General features: G+C 54.4%; 17 protein-coding genes. 9 read left to right on the top strand and 8 right to left on the bottom strand.

Features of this window, described 5'->3' with window-relative positions; all coding sequences use genetic code 11:
• The first annotated feature begins 20 nt into the window (after window positions 1–20).
• Window positions 21–536: a hypothetical protein gene (locus TREPR_RS06680; RefSeq protein ID WP_015707539.1), complete on the top strand. Its 516-nt coding sequence runs from the start codon at window positions 21–23 to the stop codon at window positions 534–536.
• 9 nt (window positions 537–545) lie between these two features.
• On the opposite strand, the gene TREPR_RS06685 is transcribed toward TREPR_RS06680, so the two are convergent.
• The gene (locus TREPR_RS06685; RefSeq protein ID WP_015707540.1) at window positions 546–1907 is read right to left on the bottom strand and encodes a CCA tRNA nucleotidyltransferase; all 1362 of its coding nucleotides are present in this window, start codon (window positions 1905–1907) and stop codon (window positions 546–548) included.
• A 103-nt stretch (window positions 1908–2010) separates the two neighbouring features.
• Here TREPR_RS06685 and TREPR_RS06690 point away from each other — a divergent pair, with 103 nt between their 5' ends.
• The 8 genes from TREPR_RS06690 to TREPR_RS06725 all read left to right on the top strand — a co-directional run bounded on the left by TREPR_RS06690 (window position 2011) and on the right by TREPR_RS06725 (window position 7618).
• Window positions 2011–2658, top strand: a complete 648-nt coding sequence (locus tag TREPR_RS06690; RefSeq protein WP_015707541.1) for a thiamine diphosphokinase — start codon at window positions 2011–2013, stop codon at window positions 2656–2658.
• A gap of 95 nt (window positions 2659–2753) precedes the next feature.
• Window positions 2754–3035 (top strand): 30S ribosomal protein S6, encoded by a 282-nt coding sequence (rpsF, locus tag TREPR_RS06695; protein WP_015707542.1) that lies wholly within the window; start codon window positions 2754–2756, stop codon window positions 3033–3035.
• 5 nt (window positions 3036–3040) lie between these two features.
• Window positions 3041–3508 carry a single-stranded DNA-binding protein gene (gene ssb, locus TREPR_RS06700; RefSeq protein ID WP_015707543.1) on the top strand — a complete coding sequence of 156 codons (468 nt, stop codon included), beginning with the start codon at window positions 3041–3043 and terminating at the stop codon, window positions 3506–3508.
• Between the two features lie 23 nt (window positions 3509–3531).
• Window positions 3532–3852, top strand: a complete 321-nt coding sequence (rpsR, locus tag TREPR_RS06705; protein ID WP_015707544.1) for a 30S ribosomal protein S18 — start codon at window positions 3532–3534, stop codon at window positions 3850–3852.
• A 79-nt stretch (window positions 3853–3931) separates the two neighbouring features.
• Window positions 3932–4927 carry a YybS family protein gene (locus tag TREPR_RS06710; protein ID WP_245534800.1) on the top strand — a complete coding sequence of 332 codons (996 nt, stop codon included), beginning with the start codon at window positions 3932–3934 and terminating at the stop codon, window positions 4925–4927.
• Between the two features lie 145 nt (window positions 4928–5072).
• Window positions 5073–5666: a 50S ribosomal protein L9 gene (gene rplI / locus TREPR_RS06715; protein ID WP_015707546.1), complete on the top strand. Its 594-nt coding sequence runs from the start codon at window positions 5073–5075 to the stop codon at window positions 5664–5666.
• A complete protein-coding gene (gene dnaB, locus TREPR_RS06720; protein WP_015707547.1) occupies window positions 5667–7046 on the top strand; it encodes a replicative DNA helicase in 1380 nt (459 codons plus the stop codon).
• 275 nt (window positions 7047–7321) lie between these two features.
• Complete coding sequence (locus tag TREPR_RS06725) at window positions 7322–7618, top strand: late competence development ComFB family protein (RefSeq protein WP_015707548.1); 297 nt, start codon at window positions 7322–7324, stop codon at window positions 7616–7618.
• Here the strand turns inward: TREPR_RS06725 and TREPR_RS06730 are convergent.
• The 7 genes from TREPR_RS06730 to tsf form a co-directional block, all read right to left on the bottom strand.
• Window positions 7615–9630 carry a WD40 repeat domain-containing protein gene (locus tag TREPR_RS06730; RefSeq protein WP_174269881.1) on the bottom strand — a complete coding sequence of 672 codons (2016 nt, stop codon included), beginning with the start codon at window positions 9628–9630 and terminating at the stop codon, window positions 7615–7617. The two genes, TREPR_RS06725 and TREPR_RS06730, sit on opposite strands and share 4 nt — an antisense overlap.
• Before the next feature lie 84 nt (window positions 9631–9714).
• Window positions 9715–11070 (bottom strand): site-2 protease family protein, encoded by a 1356-nt coding sequence (locus TREPR_RS06735; protein ID WP_015707550.1) that lies wholly within the window; start codon window positions 11068–11070, stop codon window positions 9715–9717.
• Entirely contained in the window at window positions 11071–12219 is a 1149-nt protein-coding gene (gene dxr, locus TREPR_RS06740; RefSeq protein ID WP_015707551.1) for a 1-deoxy-D-xylulose-5-phosphate reductoisomerase, read from the bottom strand. It abuts the gene before it with no gap.
• Window positions 12220–12233: 14 nt separating this feature from the next.
• The gene (locus TREPR_RS06745) at window positions 12234–13088 is read right to left on the bottom strand and encodes a phosphatidate cytidylyltransferase (protein ID WP_015707552.1); all 855 of its coding nucleotides are present in this window, start codon (window positions 13086–13088) and stop codon (window positions 12234–12236) included.
• Window positions 13081–13824: a polyprenyl diphosphate synthase gene (uppS, locus tag TREPR_RS06750; RefSeq protein WP_015707553.1), complete on the bottom strand. Its 744-nt coding sequence runs from the start codon at window positions 13822–13824 to the stop codon at window positions 13081–13083. Before uppS ends, TREPR_RS06745 begins: the two co-directional genes overlap by 8 nt.
• Before the next feature lie 54 nt (window positions 13825–13878).
• Window positions 13879–14433: a ribosome recycling factor gene (frr, locus tag TREPR_RS06755; protein ID WP_015707554.1), complete on the bottom strand. Its 555-nt coding sequence runs from the start codon at window positions 14431–14433 to the stop codon at window positions 13879–13881.
• Window positions 14434–14450: 17 nt separating this feature from the next.
• Window positions 14451–15299, bottom strand: a complete 849-nt coding sequence (gene tsf / locus TREPR_RS06760) for a translation elongation factor Ts (RefSeq protein WP_015707555.1) — start codon at window positions 15297–15299, stop codon at window positions 14451–14453.
• Window positions 15300–15308 lie beyond the last annotated feature (9 nt).

Below are 15308 nucleotides of genomic sequence, written 5' to 3' on the forward strand. Positions count from 1 at the left end.
ATGAACAAAGGGAGACAGGAATGACTAAACGGGAAACCCCTCTGAAATACCTGCTGGTTTTATTGCCGGTCCTGATGATCGGATGCGGCTCTTCGTATTACACGGTAAGCATCGCCAATTACTCATCAAAAACAGTTGCATATTCGTATAATGGCTCCTCGGACATTTTAGGCCCGGATTATATGAAGAAATACCGTGTAGAGGCATACACCCCCTATCCGGACAATATTTCAACAGTTCCTTCCGGCCCGGTAAGTGTTACACTCATACGAAAAAACGATCTCTATGTATTTGAAGATGTTTCCCCGATTATCCTCCATGTAGTAAATACCCTGCCTTTTGAACTAACCCTTACAGCTGATAGTTATATTGACAACGGCGGATCGACGATAGTAACCCTTAAGGAATTTGAAAGCCTTGATGCGGAAATATACACCTCTAATCCTAAGTTTACGCTGAATTCTGATTTTCCCATCGATTTTGTAAAAATCGAAAAGAGAATAGAGAAAGACGATATTTATGTAACGATAAAATAATTCTTGGAATCAGGGGGAAGTATACCGCCGGTTCAGGTTCCCCGCAATCTCCAGCAGTTTTTCCCGGGTGTTCAACTCCGGGTCGTCCAGTACTGTTTCCAGTAATTCCTTGAGAATGATACCCAGCCGGGGACCCTTGGGAACTCCGGCACTGATAAGGTCGGCGCCGGAAACTGCCAGGTCTTTCAGGGACAGGGCCCGGCTTTCTGCGAGTATGGCATCGACCCGGCTGACCAGGGGTGCGAGGAAACCCGGTTCGCCCTCAATGCCCGCAGTAGCAAAGGCGTCGGCCTGACGCAGGGCGTAGATGTCCTTGAGGTTTTCTTCACCCACCCGGATGATGAAACGGCGCACTGCGGCGTCGGTCCAGGATTCCTCGTAGTGGAACATATGTTCCCTGATCAGGTGGACCAGGCGCTCGGTCAGTGCATTGGGGTAGCGGAGACGGAGGGCGATCCTCCGGGCCAGGTCCGCGGAAACCTGTTCATGCTGGTAGAAGGTCCTGACCCCGGATTCGTCGATCCGGCATACCGTCGGTTTGCCGATGTCATGGAAGAGGCTTGCCATGCGGACTTCCCGGGAGGCGTTAAGCCGGGCGGCATAGTCGCAGGCCAGGAGGGAATGGTCCAGTACGTCGAAACGGTGGAAGCCCTTTTGCTCCACCCCCCGGCAGGAGGCCAGTTCCGGGAGTATGAGCTCCAGAAGCCCGGTTTTTTCCATGAGCAGCAGGGCGATGGAAGGCCGGTCGGAGCTGATGATCTTGTCCAGTTCATCCCGGATCCGTTCCGGGGAAACCCGGACCGTGGTGGAAAGGGCCCCGGGTATGGCCGCCAGGGTTGCCTCATCCACCGTAAAGTTCAGCTGCGAGGCAAAGCGCAGGGCCCGCAGGGGCCGCAGCCCGTCTTCCCCGAACCGTTCCTCAGGATTGCCCACGCAGCGTATACGCCGATTCTGTATATCCTCAATACCCTTGAAAGGGTCCACCGTGGTTCCCGAGGGGAGGGACAGGGCAATGGCGTTCATGGTTAAATCCCGGCGGGAGAGGTCCTCTTCGATGGTAGCGGCATAGTTTACCTGATCGGGCCGGCGTCCATCGCTGTAGGTGGACTCGGTCCTGAAGGTGGTTACCTCCAGGGAGTTGCTTTTATACCGGACCGTGACGGTGCCGTGCTTTATCCCCGTGGGGATCACCCGGCGGAACAGGGCAATAACTTCTTCGGGCCGGGCATCGGTGGCCAGGTCCCAATCTTTGGCTTCCTTACCCAGGAGCAGGTCCCGCACGGCGCCTCCCACCAGGTAGACCTGTTTCCCCGCCCGGGTAAACACTGAGGCAACTTCTTTCAGTATAGGATGAACAGCGGCATTATCCATGAAAAGATAGTATAGTATAATTATGAGGTTCTGAAAATGGGATCTGGGAAAAGGCCTTCAAGGTTTTAGGGTTGACAAAAAGTATTAGGAATAAGGAGCAAATGTGCGGGGAATAGGCTTTATCGGCGGAGAAGGACCGGGATACGAGCAAAGCGCGATCCTGGCAAAGGGGGCAGACCTCATCGCTGCGGCCGACTCGGGGCTTTTAGCTGCCGAAGCCGCGGGGCTCCGGCCCGACTGGATCGTGGGGGACATGGACTCCCTGGGTGAGCTCAGCCGGCTGGATCGCTATCCCCCTGACCGGGTCCTCCGCTACCCCTCTGACAAGGACTATACTGACACGGAGCTGCTCCTTTCCTTGCTCTGGGAACAGGGCTGCGATGAGCTCTGGCTTTTAGGCGGTGGGGGAGGCCGGACGGATCATCTGCTGGCCATCCAGGCCCTCTTTGAGCGGGAAAAGAGCCCGGACCGCTGGATTACCGCCGCCGAGGACATACGCCAGGTTCGGGCCGGCCACCCCTTGGAAGTCGCCGGAGCTCAGGCCGTCTCAGGCGGCCAGGCCCCGGGCAGCCTGGTCTCGGTTTTTCCCCTGGGAATCGGCCCTTGGGAGCTGGAAAGCCGGGGACTCAAGTGGCCCCTGTCGGGTCTCCCCTGGGAGCGGGGTTTTTTTGGCCTCAGCAATGTCGCCCTGGAGGGGGACTTTATGATCCGCGCGATCCGGGGGCGTTTTCTGGTTGTTTTACCGCGGTAATTGTCCCTTGACCTTCCGGTGGTCTTCGTGTAAGCTTCTAAAACCTCTTTGCCCGTCCCTGGGACGGGCCAAATGTAAGTCCGTAAGGAGGGCCCATGCGCCAGTATGAACTGACGGTTATTTTTCCATTGGAAGAAGACCAAAACAAGGCAGGCCGGGAGCAATTGCTCACCGACCTGAATGCAAACGGGGCGGTGATCGATAAAACCGACGAAGTCGGGGATCGGGATCTCGCCTATGAGGTAAAAAAGCGGAGGCGGGGACGCTATGTCCTGTTCACCCTCAAGCTGGATCCGGCAAAAGTCGCCATTTTAGACCGGAGCTTTAAGCTCAACGCCAATCTCCTCAAGTACCTTTTTGTAAATATTGAGGAATAGGAAGCATGGCGGTAGATTTAAACCATGTGGTACTGATTGGACGATTAACCCGGGATGCGGAGCTTAAATACACTGCCAATGGCCAAGCGGTCTGCAAATTTTCCATTGCGGTAAACCGCCGTCGGAAAAACGGAGATCAGTGGGTGGACGAGGCGAATTTTTTCGATATCGTCGTCTGGGGCAAGCAGGGCGAGTCCCTCAATCAGTACCTGGTTAAAGGGAAAATGGTGGGGGTCGATGGTGAACTCCGCCAGGATCGCTGGGAACAGGATGGCCAGAACCGCTCAAAGGTGGAGATTGTGGCCACTAACATTCAGCTTCTCGGGGGAGGCCCCGGGGGCGCCGCAGGACAGGGATCCGGTGGCTCTGCCAATGGCGGCGGATTTCAGCGGGGTGATTCCTACGGGGATAAGGCTCCCCGGGACAACCCCGCCGGGGGCGACGACGGCTTTGCCGACGATATCCCCTTTTGATAATACTATAGGAGTAATTAAGTATGTCTGATGAACAGCAATATGAACGTCCTTCCAGGCAAGATCGGGGGATGGATATTCCCATGGATGGCCGGGATGGTGAGGACCGGGGCGGCCGGGGCGGAAAGGGCAAGGTATTCTTCAAGAAGAAGGTCTGCAAGTTCTGCACTCAGAAACTCAAGATAGACTATAAGGACGCGGATGTGCTGCGCCGGTTTATCACTGAACGGGGCAAAATCCTGCCCCGCCGCATTACCGGTACCTGCGCCAAACACCAGAGGGCGCTTGCCCTGTCGATTAAGCGGGCCCGGATTATTGCGCTGCTTCCTTTTGTAGCGGACTGATTTGGAACCCCTGGCCTATGGGCGAGGAACTAGCCGACTAAAGTCGGGCCGGCTTCAGTCGGGCCGACTGAAGCCGGTGTTGCAAGTAGCGCCCGCCGTGATCGGGGCTGCGGTTTCCGTAGCCCTGGTCCGGAGCGGGTTTCTGGGTTTTTTATTTTTGTTGCCCATAGGGGTTGTGGCCTATTGTTTCAGTCCCCGGTACGCCCGGATCTGTGCAGTGTTGGTAATCCTGGGAAATACCGCCTTTACCCTGTTTACGGGTTCCGGGGGATATAACCCGAGGGAGCTCTGGGCGGACATCCTGTACCTGACGGCGCTTACCACGGCCTTTACCTGGCATGCGGCGCCTCCGGCCAGGGGGCCCGCTTTTTTCAGGATGCCCACGGTGTACCGGCTCATCGCCGGTTCCGTGATAGGGGCCCTTGCCTTTGCTCTGGTGATCTACACTGCCCGGGATGACTGGGGGTTTTATGCGCTTATCAGGGAGCAGGCGGAGGCCCTTGCATCCCTTTATGCGGGAGCCTCCGGGGCGGATGTGGTACAGCAATCCCTGTCGGCCCAGTACATGACCGCGGATATTATCCTGGAAACCCTGCGGGTGGTCGGACTCCGGGGCGGTATTTTGGTATCCTGTATGCTGCTTTTCTTTGTAAGCAGGCAGATATCCCTGCTGATTACCTGGCTTGTCCGGCACAAGCCTGTTGTAAATTCCGCCGTCGGTTTCCATGTGAGGGCGGAATGTATCTGGGTCCTGTCCTTTGCCCTTCTGTCAATTCTTGTGGGAATGCGGTTTGGGATCGCCCCCCTGGAAATTGTGGCCTGGAATGTGCTGGTAATCTGCGCAATCCTATACATGGCCCAGGGTGTGGGCATAGCTCTTTTTTTCTTCGCTCGGATCATGTCTCCGGCGCTACGGATTTTTTTGAACCTGGCGATCCTGGTGATGATTTTCAGTCCTGGTATTAACGCGGTCGCCCTGGGGGTTTTAATCCTCCTGGGTATCGCTGAAAATTGGGTGCCCTTCCGGGCGCCAAAAACAAACGGCCCATCCTCTACTCCGGGGATGGGGGAATAAAAGCCGCAAGACCAGCCGGTCTCGGTGATACCTTCCCATGCCGTTGCCCGGCCTTCGTTATATGAAGGCCGTATACCAAAACCATGGAGAAACCAAAGGTTTCTCCAAGAGAAAAAGCAAAGCTTTTTCTCCAGGAGCTTGTGTTATGAAGGTTATTCTCAACAAGGATCTATCACCCCTGGGTGAAGAAGGGGATGTAAAGGATGTTGCCAAGGGCTATGCCCGGAACTACCTCTTCCCCCGGGGCATTGCGGTGCCCTATACGGATCGCACAGTAAAACTGTTTGAAGCTCGCCGGGAAGAAATTGAAGCCCGGAAGGCGGAGAAGCGCAAGGATGCTGCGGGTATTAAAGAAAAAATCGAGGCCCTTGAACTGATCCTTACCATGCCTGTGGGGGCTAACGGGAAACTCTACGGCGCAGTTACCAGCCAGACCGTGGCGGATGAACTGGGCAAGCAGGGCTTCCAGGTTGAACGGAAGCGAATTGAACTTCCGGGCAACAGCTTTAAGAGCGTGGGTAAGTACAAGGTAGCGGTAAAACTCTATGAAAGTGCCGCAGCGGAATTGACTGTAGTGGTGCAGGGGCAGCCCCTAAAGGTTGAAACCCCCACGGCTGCTCCGGTACGGCGGGACCGCCGGCGCCGGGATGAAGAAGCGGCGCCCGGGTCTGCGCCGGAAGCGCCGGCTGAAAGTCCGGCCCCGGATGCAGCTCAGGAACCGGTCGCCGACAAAGAATAAATGGCTTCCCCGGCGTTGACAGACTCAGGCAGAAACCCGGCGGACAGGGGGCCGAAGCCTCCCCCCCACAACGATGAGGCGGAACAGGCTTCCTTGGGGGCGATGCTTCAGGATGAGGACGGGATAACCACGGTTATACAGTACCTCAGGCCCGATGACTTTTATTCAAACGCCAACCGCCGGGTTTATGCGGCCATACTAAGTCTGTTTAACCAGGGCCGGAAAGCGGATATTATCACCATCACCGAGGAGCTCCGCCAGGCCGGGGAACTGGAACAGGCCGGGGGCTCCTCCTATGTATCCTCCCTTACCCATGTGGTGCCCTCCAGCGCCAATGTGGATTTTTACTCGAAAATCGTCCAGGATTGTTCACTCCGCCGCGCCCTGCTCAAGGTTGCTAATGAGCTAAGCGTCAAATCCTTTGATGAATCCCAGGAATCCCGGATAATCCTGGAAGAAACCCAGCAGCGGATTTTTGATCTTACCGAGGGCCGGAAACCCTTAAGCTTTAAGAGCGCCAAGGAAATTCTCCCCCAGGTTATTGAAACCATAGAAAAACTGTACCACTCCAAGGACGCCTATACCGGGGTTCCTTCGGGATTTGAAGAACTTGATTCTATGACCTCGGGTTTCCAGCCCTCTGAGCTTATCATCATCGGCGCCCGGCCTTCGGTGGGGAAAACCGCTCTGGCTTTAACCATGGCGGCGAATATATCGATCAATAATAAGGAGCGGAAGATACCCACCGCCTTTTTTACCCTGGAAATGTCCGATAAGGCCCTGATGCAGCGGCTCATCTCCAGCGAGGCGAATATTGAGTCCAACAAGATACGGAACGGTCTCCTGAAACCCAGCGATTTTAGCAGTCTCATGACTGCGGCGGGGAGGATCTACGAGGCGCCCCTCTACATTGTGGATATGCCCAATATGAAGCTCCTGGATCTGCGGGCCCAGGCGCGGCGGCTCCGGGTACAGCAGAAGGTGGAGATTATCTTTATTGATTACCTTACCCTGATCAGCTCCGACAATTATCAACTCCCCCGGCATGAGCAGATCGCCGAGATCTCCCGTTCCCTGAAAAGCCTGGCCCGGGAACTGGGTATCCCCATAGTAGCCTTATCCCAGGTGCGCCGTGACGCCGAGGGGAAGCGGCCGAACCTTTCGGATATCCGGGAATCAGGGTCCATTGAGCAGGATGCGGATGTGGTGATGTTCCTGCACCGGGAACGGGAGTCGGACAAGAAAAACACGGAACGTGAAAATGCGGAGGTTACCACTACGGAGTTAATCATCGCGAAACAGCGGAACGGCCCGGTGGGCACCATAGAAATCGCCTTCCTGCCCAGGTATACAAAATTTGCCCCCCTTACCAGGCAGTAATTCTCAGTTTAAACAAAGGTAGCTCATTCTCCGGGAGGGGTGGGGATTACCCCCGGCCCCTAACCTGTAGAGTCTGCTTGCGGAGCCCAGTAGGTCTCCTCCAGCAGGGAATTCCAGGAAGAGCTCGCTTGCGCGAGGGAGGGGGCCGGAGGTAATCCCCACCCCTCCCGGTCAGTAACCCAATACAATTGTTATAAATTGAATTGCTGCTTACCAGGAGTATTTGAAAAAAAAAGCGATTTGCTTTATTGTATAGAATAGCATAGGGAGGGCGTATGGCTTTTATTGATAGTTATAATTTGGAAAACCTGGCAAACGAGGCGGAACATCTGGTCCATGACGAGCTGGGCCGCCAGCTTGAATCTTTCCAGGGGGAAATCTGCCTCTGCAATGACTGCGTGGTGGATATGGCTGCCATGGCTTTGAATACGGTTAAGCCCCTGTACCGCTATTCCCTGCTGGGTACCCTCTGGGCATCCAGCGCTATGAGCGATGGGGCCTATGCTGAAAGTGTGCGGGAAGCGGTATCAAACGCCATAGAAAAGGTTCGGAAAAACCCCTCCCACGATTAATTCTTCTTCTGCAGGGGTCCCCGGATGGTCCGGCTCCGGTTCTGGGTTTCCAGTATCCACTCTGTTTCCAGGAACCGCATCCGTGCAAGGAGGAACCCCGTGGCCGGGTCATGCCAGCTTATGGTGCCGTCCCTGCCAAGGACAATAAAATAATCTTCACAGCCCAAAAGGTTAATTGGTAGGCTTGGCGCCCGTTCAAAGGGTATGAAGCCCCGGTTGCTATGAAGGGTCGATCCGTTGCCCCCTATGGTTGAAGCCACGGATTCGCCGCTCTGGGCAATAATAAAGCCCGTATCTTCTCCCCGGTATTCAACCAAGCGTGTTGAGCTTGAGGGGTTATCAATATCCAGGAGGAGCAGTGCTGAGATAGCGCTGTCCGAGGACCCTTCAACCACGCCGCCGTACACGGCCCCTTCAGGCCCCCGGTATAATTTGGCGCCCACGGTGGATGGGTAATTAAAAGGAACCGTCTCCTCAGTAGTAATATTCACCGTCAGGAAAGGTGCATTTTGGGCGATATTAGTCTGACCGATGATAACATTCTCATTATCCAGGAAGGCTATATCCAGGGGATCCGTGGCGGTATAGGTAAATTTACTGCTCCCGGTTTCGGTGGACATAACTGTGATATTTCCCACAGAATCAAGGAAGAGGGCCTGGCTTCCCAGGAGAGATGCATTACGGAGGGGATGCCTGAGGTTCAACCTTCCCAGGATCATGTCTTTACGGTCCTCAGTGCCGGCGCCTATGATGATTTCGGGATAGGACCGGGTATTTTCGGTCTGCCAGAGCAGAAACCGGCCGGGGGTTCCCGGGAGTATTCCTGAATCCCCGTATATTTGGGTATAACCCCGGGAATTTTCCAGGGTAATGGTAGCCCGGTCCCTGATGGATTGGTAGTCCAGGGGCAGGAAGCTTAAAAATTTATCCTCAGTAATAATACCCAGGGTGTCTCCCGAGACGGCGGTAGCAGATACCTGGGTAACCTTTACCCGGTTAAGCACCCGGGGTTCCAGGTCATGTTCCCCGAAAAGCCAAACCCCTCCGTCAACGGTTCCCAGAGCAACGGCGCCACCCTGGGCGGTAACTCCGCTGGAAATGATCGGCATGGAAGAGGCGGTGGTTTTATTTTGCTTTTCCAGCTTTCCCTGGGTGGTGATGATGTAATGGGTAAGGTTAATGGTTCCCCGGGCGGCGCTGTTATTCAGGGTACCCAGGTACATAAATTCAAGCAGATCCGATGAGGAAACGGTGAAGAGTTTTCCCCGGTTCACATCCCGGTCCCGGGCGATTTCTTTTCCTGTTACTGCGTCCAGAACCACAAGCCCGTCGGGGTCTATGCCGCAGAGATACCGGTTATTACCGAACAGGATGGGACTTCCCAGATTGGGGATGGTCATGGCGTTCTGGACTTCCCTTCCGGAATCCAGTTCCCAATAGTTGATCTGTCCGGAAGCTGTATAGGTCATTACCGTGCGTTCCGATCGGCCCGTGGCGGCGAAGCTGACAGTTCCGGTCATATCAGGCGGAGAATTTAAAATTTCTCCGGTTTCGGGATGAATAAACACCACTCCGGTTCTGCCACTCCGGCTTACAATAAGAAAATTTCCCGCAGCGGAATAATTGATAAAGGTTATGGGGTCTCGAAAGCGCAGGGTGAACAGGTTCTGTTTCGCCACATAATCCCAGGCGGAAATACGATAGACCCCGACGCCATCGCTTTCTACTATGGCTGCCTGGGACTTGCCCGGTCTGAGGCTCAGAGAACGGATCCCGTAGGGGCTTACCTGAAAACGATCTATCGCCGAATTATTTCGGATACTCCAAATTCCCAGAAACCCATCCGCCCCGGCGCTGAGAATATAATTCCTGGCCGAGTCAAAGGCCATCACCGATACGGTACCGGAATGGCCTGCGGCTATGGCAACGGATTGGGAATACACCCAGGGGGCAGCAAGCAGAATCATAAGGATGAATATTCCGGGTTTTATAACGTGGCGATAGTGTTTCATTTTACTTCCTTTTTTTGTTCCACCCAAAACTCCTCTTTAAATTCCGCCGGATTTTTAATATTATCGGCGGATTATTCAACGAATTTACCGGCGAGTTAAAAATAAAATATCACCAAAAACTGCAAAAAGCATCAGCCCGAAGACTAATACCACCCCTACGGTCTGAAAGGCGTTTATAATCCTGGGATGCAGGGGTTTACGCTTAATTATTTCAACAATAAAAAGAACTATCTGTCCCCCATCAAGTACCGGCAGGGGGAGGAGGTTCATGATGCAGAGGGCTATGGAAATCAGGGCCAGGAAATTCGCCATGGAACTGAAACCTGCGCCTATACTTTGCCCAAACCCTTCGGCAGCCACGTCCCCCACCATGTAGGTAATTCGTACAGGTCCGGAAACCGCCTGGGTTAAATCAATGCCCCGGAACAGGAGGCCAAAGCTTTTGACAGAAAGGGTAAAGGTTTTCCAGGTTTCCCGGGCCCCCTTGATCAGGGCGCCTAGCGGTGAAAACCGGGTGGTATGGAATTGAATGGCCGCATAGCTCACCCCTAAATCGGCGCTTCCGTTGGTATAGCTCAGAACTGCATCGGTCTGCATGGACCGGCCATCCCGTTCATAGTCTATGGCGAGTACCGGGGGCTGGTCTTTGAGTATCCTGAAAAAGGCCACTGAATAGGGAAAATCCTCCCCATTTATCCGGGTAATCCGGTCCCCGCTCCGCAGCCCCGCTATTTCCCCGGGGCTCCCCTCGGCTACAGAGCTGATAATTGGGTCTGACCAGAAATAAATACCGATTTTTCCCGCCCCGGAGCTTTTGTCCAGGCTGGGCCGCACGGTAAAATCCAGGGTTCTCCCCGCCCGCTCCACCTGTATGGGCAGGTTTTTTTCCGGGTTGGTGGCGATCTGTTCCTGAATATCGTGGTAATTTGCGGTAGCTTTGCCGTTAATGCTGATGATCCGGTCCCCGGTTTTCAGCCCCCCTTGGTCGGCGGGGTAGCTTTCCCCGGGGTTGATGTCCGAAACCAGGACTATGCGGTTATCCAGGGTAGTAACTTCAAACCCAATGCCCCAGATCACCGAAAGAACCAGGATCGCAAAGAGTATGTTAAAAAAGGGGCCCGCAAAGGCAACCACAATACGCCTCAGGGGTGTGGCGCCGTAAAAGGTGCCAGGCACCGGTGCTACGGACTTGGCCTGATTTTCATAGGCTTCCTGGAATTCATGTTCCCCCCGCATCTTGCAGTAGCCCCCTATGGGGAACATACTGACCCGGTATTCAACGGCGCCGACTTTCTTTTTGAACAGGGCCTTGCCCCAGCCTATGGAAAAAGCTTCCACGTCAATGCCCACCAGACGGGCGGCGAGGAAGTGGCCCAGTTCATGGACAAAGACCACGATTCCCAGGCCGAATAAACCTAATAGTATCTTTACAACAAGCATCTATTTCTCCAGTGAGTGCAAAATATACGATTCAGCAAGAGCCCGGGACCGGGAATCCGCTTCCAGGATGGCTTCCATAGTAACCCCTGAGTTTTTCCAGTCCCTATTTAAAACATATCCGACTATCCGGGGTATATCAAGAAAGGAAATCCCCTTTTTTAAAAAGGAAGCCACCGCAATCTCGTTGGCCCCGTTAAAGACCGCCGGGTACAGCCCCCCATTACGAGAGGCCTGATAGGCCAGAGCAAGCATAGGGAAGCGATCAAAATCGGGTTTTTCAAAATCCAGGGTAAGGGCGTCAAAATCCAGGCGGCCGAAGGGGCAGGGGACACAGTCGTCCCCGTATAGGGCCTGGTGTATGGGGAGCCGCATATCAGGCTTTGAAAGCTGGGCATAAACTGCCCCGTCTTTCAGGCGGATCATGGAATGGACCACACTCTGGGGGTGGACCACCACCCGCACCTTTTCTGCGGGGACCGAAAAGAGCCCCGCTGCCTCAATCACCTCAAGGCCTTTATTCGCCATGGTAGAGGAATCTATGGTGATCTTAGGGCCCATATTCCAGGTAGGGTGGGCCAGGGCCTGCTCCGGAGTAATAGCAGCCATTTTTTCCAGGGGTATGGTACGGAAGGGCCCCCCGGAGGCAGTGAGGAGGATTTCTTCCAGGTTTTCCTGCCCGTGGGCCCGTAATAGGTTGTAAATAGCGGCGTGTTCAGAATCTACCGGAAAAATCCGGGCCCCTTTCTCTGCGGAGCGGGCATTTACCAGGGGGGCGGCCAGGACCATGGTTTCCTTATTTGCCAGGGCAAGATCCGCCCCAGTGTCCAGCACCGCCAGGGAAGGTTCCAGCCCCGCCGCGCCTGAGATGCCATTCACCGTGATATCCGCCCCAGCTTCGGCGATGGCCCTGAGAAGCCCCTTCCGGCCGTACCAGGCTATTCCTTCCTCCGCCCTGGTTCCTTCAGGAATTTCGCCGGATATAACCAAGGCCGCATCAGGGAAATCCCGAGCCGACTCTTTAAGTAACCGATATGAGGTATGGCTTGAAAGGAGGACCACATCAAAATCGTCTTTGCCATTTCGCAGTACATCCAGGGTACTTTTCCCAATGGAACCCGTAGCGCCAAGAACGGCAACCCGTTTTTTCAATTGCCCTCCCTTAATTAATTAAAAAGCAGCCAGTATAATCCGTAATACACCGGTGCGGCCAGGGCTATAGAATCAATGGTATCCAGAATTCCCCCCCGGCCGGGAATGATGGTCCCCGAATCCTTCGTGCCCGCGCTTCGCTTCAGCGCTGATTCCCCCAGGTCCCCCAGGGTACCGGCAATACCGCAAATAAGCCCCAGTAAAATCCCGGAAAGGGGGGCGGAGAACCGGGTTGGGGAAAACTCCAGGGGGAAGAAAAGTACCGCCCCCAGGCCCACCAGGATCGACACAATAAAGCCGCCGATAAAGCCCGCGATGCTCTTATTGGGGCTTGCGGGAACGATGCCCCGGTTACCCTTGCCAAAGAGCATCCCCGCCGCCCAGGCCAGGGAATCGTTGCCCATGACCATGAGGAGAAACATGAGGATCACCATATCCGATAGGGGGATCAGGCTCATCCTGATAATCCAGGCCATAAAAAGCCCGGGGTAGATCATTACCGCGAAGCCCCCTACGACTTGGTTGTTGATATCCTGAAATTTATCCGCCCCGGTAAAGACTTTGGAAACCAAGAGCCAGGCGGCGCCTAAGGTAAGCGCCATGGGGATGGACTGACCGCTCCAGCCGAAGCTGACCATCAATGTCATGGCCAGGGGCGCCAGGCTGCCCAGAATGGCGGCCTCCCAAGAGGGCAGGGTGCTGCCTTTTTTCTTGAGCATCCCGGCGAATTCAATCGCCCCCAGGGCGCTGAGCAGGATGACCGCCACATTGACGGCGATATGGTTCTTTTGGGGAAAGTACAGCACCAGGCAGATCGTGAGGGGAACTCCGATGATGAATACTAAAAGCCTTTGAATAAGTTTATTCATGGTTAATGCGCCCCTGAATTCCGGGTACGGCGCCAAAACGCCGCTCCCGGCTCTGAAAATCCAATACCGCAGCCTGTAATTCCGCTTCGGTCCAATCAGGCCATAGTATATCAGAAATATAATATTCTGAGTAGGCCGCTTCCCAAAGGAGGAAGTTGCTGGTCCGCAATTCCCCGGCGGTCCGGATAATAAGGTCCGGGTCCGGTATATCCGGATTATCCAGGCAGCTCCGGATCAAATCCTCGGTTACCGTGATTTCGCCGGGTCCCTCCCGGACAATCCTCTGGACCGCCCGGCGTATTTCATCCCTGCCGCCGTAGTTCAGGGCCAGGATCACCTGGAGCCCCTGAAAATCCCGGGTGTCATCGCAGGCCTGCCGCAGCTCCCGGACAATGTCCGGGGGAAGTCCCCCGGGGTCTCCGGTATGGCGGATACGTATGCGGTTCTGCCGGTAGAAGTCCATTTCCTCAATGAGGTAGCGCTTCACCAGGCCCATGATGAACCCTACTTCCTCGGCGGTGCGTTTCCAATTTTCCGTGGAAAAAACGTAGAGGGTAAGGTAGCGTATCCCCATATCCCCGGCGGCTTTTACAATCCGCTTAGCGGTTTTAAGCCCCTCCAGGTGTCCCTGGGTCCGGTTCTGGTTCCTCTTCTGCGCCCAGCGGCCATTCCCGTCCATGATGATTCCAATATGGACAGGAACCGAAGCCCCTGGGATTATTTTTTTTTCACTCAAAGCCAAACGAACCCTTTTCGAAAATAAGTGAGGAAAATTGCGAAGCAATTTTCCTCAAACTTCCATTATTTCTTTTTCTTTTTCTTCCAAAACCTGGTTAATCTTGGTAATATAGCTGTCGGTTACCTTTTGTAATTCTTCGCTATGCTTGGTTTCCTCATCCTCGGTGATATCCCCGTCTTTGAGAAGTTTTTTAATCTCCTCGTTACCGTCCCGGCGTATATTCCGTACCGCCACCCGGCTCTGCTCGGTTTGGTTTTTAGCAAGCTTAACAATTTCCTTCCGCCGTTCTTCCGTAAGCGGGGGGATGGAAATACGGATCACCTTGCCGTCATTGGAAGGGTTAAGGGACAGTTCCGATGATCGGATGGCCTTTTCAATTTCCCCGATCAGGTTTTTGTCCCAGGGCTGTATCACGATGAGCCTGGCTTCGGGGATGGAGATATTCGCCACCTGGTTCAGAGGGGATTTATCCCCGTAGTAATCAACCTTGATTTTATCAAACAGTGCCGCCGAGGCCCTGCCGGTTCTGAGGGAGGCAAAGCCGTCTTTAAGGCTTGAGACCGTTTTTTTCATCCGTTCTTCAGATGATGAAATGACGCTGTGCATATCCTCTCCTGGTTTTCTTACTGGCCGACTTTGAAGTACACATATTCATTGACTGTTAAGGCCGCCCCAAGCTGCTTGCTCTTTTCAGAGAGTGTTTGTGCTACGGTCTGTTTTTCGTCTTTCACAAAGCCCTGATCCATGAGGCAGATATCTGCCAGGTACTTGCTTATCTTTCCTTTAAGGATATTGTCCAGCACGTTGGCGGGTTTGCCCTTGAGCTTTTCATCCTGCTCAAGCTGCTTGCGGAAGATATCTTCCTGCTCCTTGAGGAAAGCCGGATCGACCTTGGACTTGTCCAGGGCCAGGGGGTTGAAGGCCGCGATGTGGAGGGCCAAATCAAAGGCCAGAGCTTTGGCTTCTTCTTTCTGAAGCACATCCGCTTTGTCGGCCCCCAGTTTTACTACCACACCGATATTGCCGTCCCCGTGGATGTAGGAAGTGACATATTCATTGGCCCCGGCCTTGATGACCTTGATCCGCTTAAGACTCATGTTTTCCCGGATCTTGGTTGCCAAATCGGTGACCAGGCCGGCCAATTCATCGTTGGGCTCCGTATAGCCCTTTTCCAGGACCTTATCCGCAATAACCCCTCCCAGGGCAATAAATTCGGGGTTCCGGGCCACAAAGTCGGTTTCCGTGGCGATCTCCACCAGGGCCGCAGTATTGTTCGCAACCTTGACAAAGATCTTGCCTTCGTTGGTGGCCCGGTCGGAGCGCTTCTCCACCGCTGCGAGTCCCTTTTCTTTTAACAGTTTTTCTGCCTTGGCAAAATCGCTCTCGCAGCTGACCAGGGCGTTTTTACATTCCATCATACCCGCCCCGGTTTTTTCCCGGAGCTTTTTAACATCCGATGCACTGATTTCCATATCGTAAAC

Origin of the sequence: Treponema primitia ZAS-2 (assembly GCF_000214375.1) — a bacterium.
Taxonomy (GTDB): domain Bacteria; phylum Spirochaetota; class Spirochaetia; order Treponematales; family Breznakiellaceae; genus Termitinema; species Termitinema primitia.

Bases quoted from the DNA above. Each gene is read 5' to 3' on its own strand.
- frr (WP_015707554.1), bottom strand. From the start codon at position 14,433: ATGCACAGCGTCATTTCATCATCTGAAGAACGGATGAAAAAAACGGTC.
- rplI (WP_015707546.1), top strand. From the start codon at position 5,073: ATGAAGGTTATTCTCAACAAGGATCTATCACCCCTGGGTGAAGAAGGG.
- rpsF (WP_015707542.1), top strand. From the start codon at position 2,754: ATGCGCCAGTATGAACTGACGGTTATTTTTCCATTGGAAGAAGACCAA.
- TREPR_RS06730 (WP_174269881.1), bottom strand. From the start codon at position 9,630: ATGAAACACTATCGCCACGTTATAAAACCCGGAATATTCATCCTTATG.
- TREPR_RS06745 (WP_015707552.1), bottom strand. From the start codon at position 13,088: ATGAATAAACTTATTCAAAGGCTTTTAGTATTCATCATCGGAGTTCCC.
- ssb (WP_015707543.1), top strand. From the start codon at position 3,041: ATGGCGGTAGATTTAAACCATGTGGTACTGATTGGACGATTAACCCGG.
- TREPR_RS06680 (WP_015707539.1), top strand. From the start codon at position 21: ATGACTAAACGGGAAACCCCTCTGAAATACCTGCTGGTTTTATTGCCG.
- TREPR_RS06685 (WP_015707540.1), bottom strand. From the start codon at position 1,907: ATGGATAATGCCGCTGTTCATCCTATACTGAAAGAAGTTGCCTCAGTG.
- rpsR (WP_015707544.1), top strand. From the start codon at position 3,532: ATGTCTGATGAACAGCAATATGAACGTCCTTCCAGGCAAGATCGGGGG.
- tsf (WP_015707555.1), bottom strand. From the start codon at position 15,299: ATGGAAATCAGTGCATCGGATGTTAAAAAGCTCCGGGAAAAAACCGGG.
- TREPR_RS06735 (WP_015707550.1), bottom strand. From the start codon at position 11,070: ATGCTTGTTGTAAAGATACTATTAGGTTTATTCGGCCTGGGAATCGTG.
- TREPR_RS06725 (WP_015707548.1), top strand. From the start codon at position 7,322: ATGGCTTTTATTGATAGTTATAATTTGGAAAACCTGGCAAACGAGGCG.
- dnaB (WP_015707547.1), top strand. From the start codon at position 5,667: ATGGCTTCCCCGGCGTTGACAGACTCAGGCAGAAACCCGGCGGACAGG.